Raw genomic sequence first — 12,308 nt, 5'->3', positions numbered from 1 at the left:
GGACTGGGTTGGACAACCACTTCATTCTATTATCGCCAACATGAAGAACCACGCGAACGAACAGCCTTCTTCCACTGAAAATAGCGAGAAGATAGGTCCTGCGGAGCATGCCCAAGCAGAAGCTTTTACGCGACAAGAAACGCACGCAATTCCCAATCTTCCGTGGATGCAATTGGGAGTGGGCTCCCGCGTGGTCGTCCGCTATCGTCTAGATGATGGTCTACACGATGCACTGGGAACGCTCATCGAAGCTGCCCCAACCCACGTGATCATCGAGACGCGGCGTGGCCAAGTTCGCGTCGATGCGCGAACCATGGTCACCGGGAAGCGCGTCCCTCCCCCGCCGCAGATCTAATCTGAGCTTCAGTTAGCTTCGAAGGCCTATTAGGGCCACAGCCGAACTCAGTCTTTGTTCTGACGACGCTCGCGAGCGGCAATCTTGAAGCGCTCTTGGGCGTCCAAGACGACCTTACGCACGCGAACGGCCTCGGGAGTCACTTCAACGCACTCATCGTTAGCCGCAAACTCCAGGGACTCTTCCAAGGTCAGTTTGCGAGAAGGCGTCAAGGACTCGTAGACATCAGCGGTCGCGCTACGGGTGTTGGTTTGCTTCTTTTCACGGCAGATATTGACATCCATATCCTCGCCGCGAGGATTCTCACCAACAACCTGGCCTTCATAAACCTCCGAACCCGGCTCGACAATGAAGGAGCCGCGCTCTTGAAGGTTCGTCATCGCGTAAGGAGTCGCCTGGCCTGCGCGGTCAGCAACAAGAGAGCCAGTCAAGCGCTGCTCAATTGCACCCTGCCACGGAGCATAGCCTTCGGCGATAGACGAAGCGATACCGGTACCGCGGGTCTCGGTGAGGAAACGTGTACGGAAGCCAATCAGGCCTCGAGCGGGAACGACAAATTCCAAGCGAATCCAGCCCGAACCATGGTTGGCCATGGTCTCCATGCGGCCTTTACGCTGAGCCATCAGCTGGGTGACCGAACCGAGGTATTCCTCGGGGATATCAATGGTCATTCGTTCCATGGGCTCACTGCGCACACCGTCAATGGTCTTGGTGACAACCTGCGGCTTACCAACGGTGAGTTCGAAGCCTTCACGGCGCATCTGCTCAACAAGAATTGCCAGAGCGAGTTCACCACGTCCCTGAACTTCCCATGCGTCGGGACGTTCGGTGGGCAGGACTCGAATGGAAACGTTACCGATGAGTTCACGATCCAAACGATCCTTCACCTGACGCGCGGTCACCTTTGCGCCCTTGACTCGTCCAGCCATGGGAGAAGTGTTAATACCGATCGTCATCGAGATCGCGGGATCATCAACGGTGATCAAGGGCAGGGGCCGAGGATCGTCGAGGTCAACCAGAGATTCACCGATAGTGATGTCTTCAATGCCGGCTACCGCAACGATATCGCCGGGCTCAGCGGTTTCGGCAGGAAGGCGCTCGAGGCCCTCGGTGCGAAGAAGCTCAGTGATTCGAACAGGCTTGATCGTTCCGTCGTGGCGAGCCAGACCAACGGTTTCGCCCTTACGCAGAGTGCCGTTGTGGATACGCAGCAGAGCGAGGCGGCCAAGGAAGGGCGAAGCATCAAGGTTCGTCACGTGTGCCTGAAGGGGCGCGCCTTCCTCGTATTCAGGGCCGGGAATACGCTGAAGGATTGTCTCAAAGAGAGGCTCGAGATCCTCGGTGGGGATATTTCCGTCGCCGGGGTTGGTCAGCGAGGACTTCCCCGCCTTTGCCGAGGCGTAGACAACGGGGACATCCAGCAGCGAGTCAACATCGGCATCAACGCCTTCGCTCATGAGGTCCTCAGCCAATGCAAGAAGCAGGTCCTGGGTTTCCGAGACGACCTCGTCGATACGCGCATCGGGACGGTCAACCTTATTGACGACGATCACGACGGGAAGCTGGGCTTGAAGGGCTTTGCGAAGAACGAAACGGGTCTGAGGGAGAGGTCCTTCAGAGGAATCGACAAGCAGGACGACGCCGTCGACCATGGATAGGCCTCGTTCAACTTCACCACCAAAGTCTGCGTGTCCGGGGGTGTCGATGACGTTAATGACCACGCCACCTTCGAGCCCGAGCTTTTGAGCGGCGGGACCGCGATAGTGGACCGCAGTGTTCTTGGCGAGAATCGTAATGCCCTTTTCGCGTTCAAGATCGCCCGAATCCATCACGCGTTCACCGGTCTTCTCAACCGTATCGCGCTCATTGAAAGCACCCGACTGCCACAACATCGCATCAACCAAGGTGGTCTTGCCATGGTCAACGTGTGCAACAATCGCGACATTTCGTAGATCTTCGCGGATGGTCATAAAGCTCCCTATACATTCTCGACGCGTATCACAGCTAGCTTATCGCCGTTTTTGAGGAATTCCCTTGTTCGGAGGGCTAGGTGTGAGGCGTTACTCGCGCTATCCTTGTCCAATGGCAAACCGACGCGTCTGTCGCGCCAGCAACGACTGCTGTGATGCGAGTTTTTCAGATTCAGGTGCCCAGATCCTAACATGGCAACCTTCTGGCACCGAGCCTGTCCTCTGGCTCTCCGAACGTTCTCTGCCCTGGGCATCGACGCCCGCACGCGGGGGAATTCCGATTTGTGCACCGTGGTTTGGTGTTGCAACAGCTTCCTTGGCTGCACCCGGATCCGAAGCACAAAACCATGGGTTCTTAAGAAATGCAACGTGGGAACTGATTGAGCGTAGCGATTCCCATGCAGTTCTTAAATTCGTTTACAAACCATCCACAAACGCTGAGATAGCAAAATTCCCCAATCGTTTCACATCGAAACTTGAGATCACTTTCGGTGCGGAACTTCACCTGGTGCTTTCGATGAAGAACACCGATGACGAAGCCTTCTACGTCGATGAGGCCTTGCACTCCTACTTCAATGTTTCCGATGTACGTGAGATTTGCGTTCACGGCCTCGAAGGAGCAAAGGAACTGGATACTGTCCGCGACGCACAAGGTATTCACGAAGGTCCACTGAGCTTCACTAACGGTCGGGTCGATTCGATCTTCGATACAAGCAATGGAGCAATCATTGAAGATCCTGGTTTCAAACGACGGATCATCATTGAAAAAGAGCACTCTGCATCGACAATCGTCTGGAATCCTGCCGAATCCAAAGCAGCAGACATGCACCACGAGGACTGGAAACACTTCGTCTGCGTCGAAGTAGGCAACGTCCGTCGCAATGCGCTGCTCCTTCGCCCGGGACGATCTCACTGGATGTCCTTGACTATCAAGGTGGAAGAACTCGCATAGCCGAGATCTTCACCGATGCGCCTCGTTGGTCCCCCAAGCTAGGCGAAGAATCTCTTTTCGATTGCCGTGGTTCCTACATCCCGAAACGCTGTGCGAGCCACGGCAATCCGTCTTCGAAGGCCGCGCTCCACACCTTCCAGGAGTGCCCACCCGGATAGGTTCGCGTCTCGATGCTCATCCCGGATTTCTCCGCAGCGTGATCAACTTCGATGAGACCTTCTTTAAAAGCGGTATCAGACTCTCCCCACGAGATAATGCCCGCGATTCCCTCATAGCGATTGTGACTCATCAGATACACGGGATCATTCGCTTCATAGAGCTCTCGAGAGCCGTCAAATCCGTCCGAAATCGTTCGCTCCTCATTACCGAGTTGCGGATGAGCTTCACCTGACATGTCAAGGAAGCTGCGGTACAAATCGGGAGCGCGTGTCACCACTTGAAGCGCGCAAGTTCCTCCCGATGAAAGACCAGCAATGGCCCATTGTCCCTGATCAGAAGAGACGGGGAAATTAGCGCGCAGCCAGCTCGGGACATCCTTTTGTACATAGGTCGCAACTTTCCCATGCGAGGTGTCCGAGCACAGAGGATTTGCTGTTTGGCTGCCGTACACATCAACAACAGCAATGATTGGGGCCCGGCCATCATGCCGCGCTGCGAATTGATCCATCGTCTGGGGAAGTTTCCCCAAAACAAGCCAATCTTGAGGCGTACCGGGCTGGCCAGACATCAGCACAATGACCGGAAGCTGTGCACTGGGATCTTTGAAATATGACGGTGGAAGATAAACAATGGCTTGCCGAGGGGTAAAGGAGGTATCCGAGGCGGGAATGTTGACACGGACAAAGGCCCCCTCTGCACTGCGCGCCAGAGTGGCAGCATCATCAGGGTTATTCAGTTCATCCCAAGAAATTGTCTGTACTCCCCCACCAACGACTTCCGCCATGGTGGGATAGGCCTCGAAATGATAGTTAATCCCCAGTGCAGCTCCAATCGCCATGAGCATCCACGCGCACACCCCTGCCAGAAAACGACGAATCCAGTGACGGCGACGAAAAAGAGCGACGACAATCATTACCGCAGCAATAAGGGCTGGAGCCGCCCACAGCCATGTCACGCGCCCCAATCCCTCGGCAACCGGATGCCAGACCCTTTCGACAAGGTGATGGACAATGATAAGAACGATGACACCGCCAAAAGCGCTCACAAACCGCGTCTTGAGGGAAAGGGGTTTCATGACAAAAAACCACACCCAAACAAGCGCCGCAAGGATCAAGGCTGCAGCAATCGGCAGGATCCACACGCGTAGAAGTGGAAATAGCTTGAGGAGACTAATCACGTGACACCAACTTTGCTGCGACTCCCACAGCGCTGATTGCACTCATATTTGGCAAATAAGCATGCGCAATTGCCAGACCAACTGCAGGCGCATTCGCGATGTCGGGAATTGCAAGATACAGGGGGACGAAACGAACCTGGAATTTCTTCTTGTAGGCCAGCAAGGAGCGGAAACCATAGACGGGTTCCATCACGCTCCCCATCACATCAAGAACGGGGGCAAAAGCGAAGCGCGAATCTGCCAATTCAGCGCTTTCCTCGCATTGGCCCGATTCGGCTAGAGGCGCACCCGACAAGGAAATGAACTGGAGCCCCTCATCTTGCGCCAGAAGAGCAGCTTGGCCAATGAGAAAATCAATGGCCAAACGGAAACCAGAGTCATCTCGACGCATCACATCTAGGGTCAGGCCGATCACTTCGCCACCTGAGTGAACGGGCATCCATGAGGTCACCGCGTGGATGCGATCTTCTTCATCAAGAGCCAACAGAAGGCGCGTATCCGAGTCATTAATTTCGCGCAGGCCGCCCAGGGTAAAGCCCATCTCAGGAAGAGCCTTCTCATCGGCCCATGCCTGGCAGATTGCATCAACCTGTTGCTTCAGCTGAGCGGGCAGACTCGGATAGGACGCCCATTCGGCTCGGATCCCCTCACGCTTTGCATGATTGAAAGCGGTGCGTACGTCCTGGAACTTCTTACCCTTGAAGGCAAGATCACCCAGATCGATAATGGCTTCCTCAGCGACCTTGACGGTGGACCAGCCTAAACGATGTGCTTCTCGCGCCCACTCTTCGTGGACCGAATAGAGCGCCGGGGTCAGTGCTGCATCGCTTGCAAAGCGAGCAAACTGTGAAATCACTGCTGGAATATCGTCATCAGCTGCGGCGCATTGTGTCAGTGTCAGCGCCACGCCAGATTCTTGACGGTAGGACACTGCGGCGCGTTGATCAGGACTAATCCACGTCGAGTTTCCCGGCCATGCGAGCATCCACCCCAAAGATCCGGCTCCGTGCTGGCGCAGAAGACCGATTAACTTGTCATGAGCATCGTGTTGTAGTTCAACCGGTGCAAGGAAAACTTTAAGAAGGCAAACAGCCACGACAATCCACACCAGCGTGGGAATCCAGACTGTCGAAATCGAGGCAAGGAAGGTCGTTGCATAGACCGGAGTATCAATCAGCCACTGTGCACCAGCAGGAGCGTATGACACAACGTAGGCTTCAAAAAGGCTGAGTAAATCCGCTTCGGGAACAAACTGGTCGGGAATTAAAACCCCAATGACAAGCGCAATGAGTGTGCCAAATGCAGCGCAGACAGCAATGACAACTGCACTGCGTACCCAGTAGCGTCGGGCAATGCGTACATGGAACGCAGAGGAATTCCACGCGGTCAGCAGAAGCGTTGCCAAGGGGAAAGCGACGCTGATCAAAAGCTTGCTCATGGGAATGGGAGCGATAAAAAAGTCATCGCCGTCGAGGCCCTGTGCTTCATTCACCGAAAGCGCGGAAACCATGATCTGTGCGACGCCAATAATCGCGAGCACGCTCTGAAGAACCAGCGTGCCCACCCAAGCGCCACGACGGCCTCGGAAAAGACCAAAAGCCAAAACCAACTGAACCACAAAAGGAATCGATGCCAAGATCAAGGGAGCATAGAGCATCAAAGAATTGCCGTACATCTCTTTGACACAGCTCATGGGAGCGCCGCTTTGCTGGCACAGTGCCCACATATATTGCTGGATGGCAAGCTCAGGAGAAAAAGCAGCGCGATCAAAAGCTAGGAAACCATGAGCACTGAAATTCCAGATTGAGCTTACGGCGCCCAAGGTAGTGGCAGTAATTACCAAGGGAATCACCCGACGGACGGGATCTCCAATTCCCAGCATTGAACGCCCTCGGTTCGACCAGCCAATCGTGAAACCACCAATGATCCAGCCGCATAGGAAAGCGATGAGACGTGCCAGCGCACCCGCAGTCGAGGAAAATGCCAAGAGAGCGCTCAAGACAACAAGGGCGCCGATTCGAGTGCGCCACGCCCATAGGCGATCCATCTTTGCGCTCGCGGTTCCAAGCAAGGCTGTGATGATAAGGCTTGCGCCTGTCAGCGGACCGCTGAAGAGTGGGTATAGATCACTCTGAGAGATTCCCTTTACTAGAGCAACGAAGGCCCACATCCCTGCTAAAGACATAGGAAGGGAGATAACCCCAGAAATAAGCCAAATTCGCGATCCGAGGAAACGCTCAAGAAGGCCACCGATGATCGCCATCATGAGGGCGGCATTGATCATCGTGCCAATCGAAGGACTCCACACAACCGTCGTCACAATGGTGAGCGGTCGAATTGCACCGCCCTGCGCGGCAAGAGATTGATTCCAGTGACCGTGGCTCAAGTGGGCAGCAATCCCGACAAGCATGATGATGAGCGTCAGGATGATCGAGCATGGAGCAGTCCGAAACCAGTTGAGGAGAACCGGCAAGCTACGACTCCAGACACGCGAAAAGGCAGATGCCGGACGCCTCTGAGGAGCCTCGTCAGCCTTGGATTCACTTTCGGCGCTCATGAAACTCCTTCTGGCAGACAAACTTTGACTCTCTGTTTTTGATCTTAGATGTTGCTGCCCTCAACTCAACTCGAAGAAGGCGATTCTCAGGGTTCAATCAGGGATGATTTCAGGGGGATCACTCACATAGAGAGGTCCAACTCCGTCAATCCCACGTACACTAACTGCGGCAGAACAAGGAAAGGACGCACATGGGATTGCGTAAAACACTGGCTCACACTGTCATGCATCTATCAAGATGGACTTTCGCGCCTGAGTTCCCTCTTCCCGATCGCTGTTTGGTCATCGGTGCGCCTCACACGTCAAATTGGGACGGCTTCTACATGGTGATGGCAATGTGGGCCGTCGAGCGTCCGGTCTCTTTCCTGGTCAAGAAGAATCTCACCGACGTCCCTGTTATTGGAAGTTTCGTGAAGGCGATTGGCGGGATTCCCGTTGACCGCGAACATCCGGGGCACCTTGTTGAGCAGATCATTTCCCTGGCTGAATCCAGGGATCATTTCGTTCTGGTTATTACCCCGAAGGGAACACGTTCCGTTCGCCCCTATTGGAAGTCTGGTTTCTACCGGATTGCGATGGAAGCTGATCTTCCGATTGTTCCCGGTTTCATCGATGGCGCAAAGCGTCGCTACGGGTGGGGTGAGCCGATGCGACTCACCGGCAACCGCCGAAATGACATGGACAAGATCCGCGATTTCTACAGTGGGCTAGTAGGGATTCGCCCAGAAAACACCTGCGTTCCTCGGTTACACAACGAAGACCCTGAAGACTAAAATTCCCCGAATTTTTGCACTTCAATCGGTGCGTTAGCCACGGTGAAGCCGACACAGGATCATGACCAGTTTTTCAACTGCTCCCTGTGGGTCCTTCGACGCGCCTTTTGTGTCTTCGTCAGCTTGCGCAATTGCAGTGATTGCCGAGGCCAAAGCGGGGTCGGGCCATGCGCGAAGTTCGCGTCGAGCTCGTTCTGCTTGCCAGGGCGACATCCCCAGGTTCTTTCGTCCCGAAGGAGCGGAAACTTTCGCCATTGCACGAAACTTCATTGCAATTGCGGCAACGAGCTGCGCCGGTGCGCTTCCGGTCGCGTAGGCATGACGAACCAAAGTCAGAGCCCGTGCAGCGCGTCCATCGATAATCGCATCCGCGACTTCAAAACTTGTTGCTTCAACACGTCCGGAGTAGTACTTCCGCACGGCATCAAGCGTAATTTTCCCTTCCACATCGCTGAGGAGCTGTGCCACCGCAGCCGCGAGCGCACTCAGATCATTACCCAGAGCATCCACTAAAGCCTGAGCTGCCTCAGTTTCTATGCTGCGATGGGCTTGTCTTACGTCGGCGCGGACAAAGTCGAGTTTGTCACGATCATTCTTTAAAGGCTCTGCCGGAATCACGGGAAAACCCGCTTTAGCAATCGCATCAAGCAGTTTCTTTCCACGGGCGTTGCCGCCCGGATGGCGCATGAAAATCCAGACATCGGCTGCGGGGGCGGATACATATGCCTGAAGGTCAGCCGCTAAGGCATCCGTCATATTCTCCAAGTCAGGAATGATGATCATTCGGCTTTCGCCAAAAAGCGAAGGCGAAGTCAAAACATCGATTTGTCCTGCTTGATAGGTGCCAGCTGATAGATCTGTTCGTTCAAGGGCAGGATCAACCTCATGTGCCTGACGACGTAACTCGCCTAATGCTCGATCTGCCAGTAAGCTTTCGCTTCCTTTGATGAGGACGAGGGGGGCAAGTGTTGGAGATACCGGTGCCGCTTGCGTTTTGGCTGCCATAGCTCTCCTTTACTGATCGTCACCATCATTCCGTAAGCAATGCCCTCTAAGTGTGGCATGTTCTGTTTGCCTCTACGAGGAGAAGCGCCGAATTTTCACCCTCACCACCCAGATCAGCAGGAGAAGGACGACCACCGTAATAAGACCGGACCACTCTCCCACCGCGATTCGCGCACCTGGAAGTGCAGACAATCTGGAGGCAACCATTGATATCCACGCGGTTCCCCACGATGTCAACCATGCGCATACATAGCCAAGAGCAGGCCATATTTGAGCTGCAAGTGCCGAGATAAAACACCCTACAGTCACAGGAGTCACCAATGGTGCGATAAGTAGCTGAGCGGGTATTGCCCATGGACTGACCCACGAGTTCATCGACAGCATGATCGGAAGCGTGGCTAGTTGGGCTCCCAATGGGACACTGATGAGTTTGACACCCCATTCAATCCCGGACCGCACAGATTGTGGAATCGGACCCACGTGAGTGACAGCGGTTTCAATCCAAAGTGCAGGAACACTTACTCCCCAGGTCGCAAGCACTGAGAGCGTAAAACCCAAGGCACACGCATCGTAGGGCGATATCAGGCAGGCAAGGATAATGACAGTGCTCAACGATGAGTAAATTCCCCCTTCCCTATTACTCCACATTCCAATAAAACCAATAATGCTGACCGCAAAGGAACGCAGCACCGACGAAGCGGGGCCAACAAGTCCAGCGAAAAGCAACAGAACTGAAACTTGGGTAATGATCGCTATGCGACGTTTCTTTGTTGTAAGAAGACCAACTGTCATCATCAAGATCGACATATGAGTGCCTGACACTGCTGTGAGGTGCGCAAATGACACTGTCTTCATATCATCACGCATTTGAGCACTGGCTTGATGATCATCCCCCAGTGACATTCCTGGTATCAGCGCACGTGCGTGCTGCGGCAATGTCACAACAATCTTTTCTAGGTTCCTCCTGACAGCTTGAGAAATACGCGTCCAGTGATCGTTTGAAGGAAGGAGCTCCCACGATTTGATTCGAAGCGCGCCCACATTTGGAATACCATGAGCCCAATTGAGATCGCAGGTGCCACTAGCAAGAACTCGATCCCCGCGTCGAAGTGATGTCATAGACTCGCGCGTGGATACAAGGAGAAAGCTCAGGTGTTCCTTGCTTCCAAGAAAACGGGCACGAACGTAGTAGCTCGGTTTATTTCTCGTGTTTGTTGCTTTCTTTCCTTCGCGTACTTCACTCAGTAAAACAAAGGAAGCATTGCGCAGTTCCTTTCCTTGCGCACATAACTGTGTCGCTTCGTTCTCCCAGTTCGTTGCGCGACTTGAAGAGATCGCAATGCACGTACAGCACAGGCATATTGTGACAATGAGAAGAGGAGCGCATTCACTGACACGTTCTTTTCCTAACCCCTGAAATCCTTGTGGGGATAGGAGCACAGGGAAGAGCAGAGCTATGCATATTCCGGCGCATAGAAGAAGTGGAGCTCTGTTCAGTGCACCCCAGGTACATAACCAGGATGAAATCGCTAAGGGCACTAAGCGGATGTCAATCGATGGTCCCCTCACGAGCAGGCACCAATTCGAATTTTCTCCAGTATCGAAGCTCCAATTCCTGGAACTGCTACTAGGTCGTCCACACGTGTGATCGGATGAGACTTCCTATAGGTGACGATACGCGCGGCCAGTGCCGGTCCGACTCCATCGAGTCTTTGTAGTGTTTGGGCATCCGCTTGAGTGACGTCAACGCAGGCGGAAGCTTGACCGGATGGAGCTTCACCCTGTGCTTTTGAGGAGTTCAGAGAAGGAACTCTAATCTGTTCACCATCAACAACCAACCGAGCGAGGTTAACGCTGTCACGGTCCGCGTCTTCAGTAAAGCCTCCAGCTTGATCGACAGCCTCCGAAACGCGAGAACCATGTTTGACACGGACAACGCCAGGAGCGCGCACTTCTCCTGTCATATGAACCATCACTTGGCCGCTAGCTCCTCTTCCCTCCTCGCTGGAAAGCTGAATTCCTGGGCTCAAGGAAGAGAGAGACCCGGTGCTATCGGCATGCGCACTTGGGGATTCGGCATCAGAAGCCGACAGATTGTCTTCTTCTAAGCGACTATTCCAGCTATGGACAACACCCGCTATTAGTGCGAGAAACAAGCAGATCGCAATAAATACTCGAGCGGTACGCCATCTCCAGCTCCAGCGTAGACCTCGCCCCCGATTTTCTTCACCGCCCTGAGGGTCTTCTCGCTCGATGCTCCTATCTGCATCCTGATTCTCCTCAGCTAACTGAGAGGTAAAGACCAATCGTTCCAACTGCCTTCTACGGCTCAGATGAGACTGAAAGTGTGAATCCATGCCTTCAGTGTGTCCGTCTCCCAACTCCGGTTCAGGGTCCATGACCGCTTCTGTGGATGAATCCTTGATTCACATCTTTTGTGGATAGCTTTTCGAGACAAAGAATGAGACCTTGTTGCCATCAACACGTAAAGTGTGGTTAAAATAACGCCAACATATACACCTTCTCATTCAAGGACTGTCATGCGTATCGGCTTCATCGGAACAGGTGCAATGGCCTCAGCTATTGCACGCGGTGCCGTGGCCGCTGGCTTCAGCGGCTCGGATCTGATGTTCGCCGATCGACACCACCAAGCCGCAGAAGACTTGGCTGATGAGCTGGGAGGCATTGCACTCGCATCAAACCGTCAGGTCGCCGAGCAGAGCGACCTCTTGGTCCTTGCAGTGAAACCGAATGTCCAGTCCGAAGTCATTCGCGAGATCCGCGAGAGTGTTCTTTTTGCCAAGGACCTCTGCCTCGTCTCTATCGCTGCGGGCCGTACGACAGATCAGATCATTTCGGATTTTGGTGCAGCCATTCCCTTGGTCCGCGTCATGCCCAATGTCAATGCACAGATCGGCCAGTCAATGAGCGCCCTGTATCCCATGGGGACAACGGACGAACAGCTCACCGCCGCTCGTAAGCTTCTGGATTCGGTCGGCCAAACGATCGTGTTGGATGAGAAGTACTTCCCCGTTTTTACAGCGATTGCTTCTTCTTCCCCGGCATGGATCTTCCGCATGATCGATGCGATGGCCGAGGCCGGCGTGAACCACGGCCTCACCAAGGCTGATTCGACGCGCATCGTCACCCAAGCGTTCTTGGGAAGCGCGCAGCTCATGCTCAATGGCCTCGAGAATGGGCAAGTACCCGCAAACCTTATCGATCGGGTTTCTTCTCCGGGCGGCACGACTATCGCTGGCCTCCTCGCCGCCCAAGAGGCGGGTCTTTCCTCTGCGATCGTCGCGGCGGTCGACGCTGCTGTTGAGCGCGACCATCATCTTGGCTGACGTCGTCACGAGA

At 54.3% G+C, this 12,308-nt stretch carries 10 protein-coding genes; 4 read left to right on the top strand and 6 right to left on the bottom strand.

Annotated features, from left to right (window positions below):
- Nucleotides 1-40 precede the first annotated feature (40 nt).
- Complete coding sequence (locus tag RW023_RS00560) at nucleotides 41-355, top strand: 2-hydroxymuconic semialdehyde dehydrogenase (RefSeq protein WP_315579390.1); 315 nt, start codon at nucleotides 41-43, stop codon at nucleotides 353-355.
- 47 nt (nucleotides 356-402) lie between these two features.
- Here the strand turns inward: RW023_RS00560 and typA are convergent, their stop codons facing one another.
- Nucleotides 403-2,325, bottom strand: coding sequence for a translational GTPase TypA (gene typA / locus RW023_RS00555; RefSeq protein ID WP_009409153.1), 1,923 nt, complete (start codon nucleotides 2,323-2,325; stop codon nucleotides 403-405).
- A gap of 112 nt (nucleotides 2,326-2,437) precedes the next feature.
- Between typA and RW023_RS00550 the strand changes: the two genes are divergently transcribed.
- Entirely contained in the window at nucleotides 2,438-3,277 is an 840-nt protein-coding gene (locus RW023_RS00550; RefSeq protein ID WP_315579389.1) for a D-hexose-6-phosphate mutarotase, read from the top strand.
- Nucleotides 3,278-3,350: 73 nt separating this feature from the next.
- Here RW023_RS00550 and RW023_RS00545 read toward each other — a convergent pair whose 3' ends face one another.
- Together RW023_RS00545 and RW023_RS00540 are read right to left on the bottom strand one after the other, a co-directional pair.
- Nucleotides 3,351-4,613: an alpha/beta hydrolase-fold protein gene (locus RW023_RS00545; protein ID WP_315579388.1), complete on the bottom strand. Its 1,263-nt coding sequence runs from the start codon at nucleotides 4,611-4,613 to the stop codon at nucleotides 3,351-3,353.
- Nucleotides 4,606-7,170: a DUF2156 domain-containing protein gene (locus tag RW023_RS00540; protein WP_315579387.1), complete on the bottom strand. Its 2,565-nt coding sequence runs from the start codon at nucleotides 7,168-7,170 to the stop codon at nucleotides 4,606-4,608. The genes RW023_RS00545 and RW023_RS00540 overlap by 8 nt, the downstream gene beginning before the upstream one ends.
- A gap of 191 nt (nucleotides 7,171-7,361) precedes the next feature.
- On the opposite strand from RW023_RS00540, the gene RW023_RS00535 reads away from it, so the two are divergent.
- Nucleotides 7,362-7,943: a 1-acyl-sn-glycerol-3-phosphate acyltransferase gene (locus tag RW023_RS00535; protein WP_315579386.1), complete on the top strand. Its 582-nt coding sequence runs from the start codon at nucleotides 7,362-7,364 to the stop codon at nucleotides 7,941-7,943.
- Nucleotides 7,944-7,976: 33 nt separating this feature from the next.
- On the opposite strand, the gene holA is transcribed toward RW023_RS00535, so the two are convergent.
- From holA to RW023_RS00520, 3 genes are all read right to left on the bottom strand, one after another.
- Complete coding sequence (holA, locus tag RW023_RS00530) at nucleotides 7,977-8,948, bottom strand: DNA polymerase III subunit delta (RefSeq protein ID WP_315579385.1); 972 nt, start codon at nucleotides 8,946-8,948, stop codon at nucleotides 7,977-7,979.
- A gap of 72 nt (nucleotides 8,949-9,020) precedes the next feature.
- Nucleotides 9,021-10,067: a ComEC/Rec2 family competence protein gene (locus RW023_RS00525; RefSeq protein ID WP_315579384.1), complete on the bottom strand. Its 1,047-nt coding sequence runs from the start codon at nucleotides 10,065-10,067 to the stop codon at nucleotides 9,021-9,023.
- 446 nt (nucleotides 10,068-10,513) lie between these two features.
- On the bottom strand, nucleotides 10,514-10,921 hold the full coding sequence (locus RW023_RS00520) for a ComEA family DNA-binding protein (protein ID WP_315579383.1): 408 nt from the start codon (nucleotides 10,919-10,921) through the stop codon (nucleotides 10,514-10,516).
- Between the two features lie 567 nt (nucleotides 10,922-11,488).
- On the opposite strand from RW023_RS00520, the gene proC reads away from it, so the two are divergent.
- Nucleotides 11,489-12,295, top strand: coding sequence for a pyrroline-5-carboxylate reductase (gene proC, locus RW023_RS00515; protein WP_315579382.1), 807 nt, complete (start codon nucleotides 11,489-11,491; stop codon nucleotides 12,293-12,295).
- The last annotated feature ends 13 nt before the right edge of the window (nucleotides 12,296-12,308 follow it).

The organism is uncultured Actinomyces sp., assembly GCF_963542285.1.
In the GTDB taxonomy this organism is placed as follows: Bacteria; Actinomycetota; Actinomycetes; order Actinomycetales; family Actinomycetaceae; genus Pauljensenia.
This window is presented reverse-complemented; position numbering and strand designations above follow the sequence as displayed.

Excerpts from the sequence above, each read along its gene's own strand:
- RW023_RS00560 (WP_315579390.1), top strand. The coding sequence starts at position 41 with ATGAAGAACCACGCGAACGAACAGCCTTCTTCCACTGAAAATAGCGAG.
- typA (WP_009409153.1), bottom strand. The coding sequence starts at position 2,325 with ATGACCATCCGCGAAGATCTACGAAATGTCGCGATTGTTGCACACGTT.
- RW023_RS00550 (WP_315579389.1), top strand. The coding sequence starts at position 2,438 with ATGGCAAACCGACGCGTCTGTCGCGCCAGCAACGACTGCTGTGATGCG.
- RW023_RS00540 (WP_315579387.1), bottom strand. The coding sequence starts at position 7,170 with ATGAGCGCCGAAAGTGAATCCAAGGCTGACGAGGCTCCTCAGAGGCGT.
- RW023_RS00535 (WP_315579386.1), top strand. The coding sequence starts at position 7,362 with ATGGGATTGCGTAAAACACTGGCTCACACTGTCATGCATCTATCAAGA.
- holA (WP_315579385.1), bottom strand. The coding sequence starts at position 8,948 with ATGGCAGCCAAAACGCAAGCGGCACCGGTATCTCCAACACTTGCCCCC.
- RW023_RS00525 (WP_315579384.1), bottom strand. The coding sequence starts at position 10,067 with ATGACATCACTTCGACGCGGGGATCGAGTTCTTGCTAGTGGCACCTGC.
- RW023_RS00520 (WP_315579383.1), bottom strand. The coding sequence starts at position 10,921 with ATGGTTCATATGACAGGAGAAGTGCGCGCTCCTGGCGTTGTCCGTGTC.
- proC (WP_315579382.1), top strand. The coding sequence starts at position 11,489 with ATGCGTATCGGCTTCATCGGAACAGGTGCAATGGCCTCAGCTATTGCA.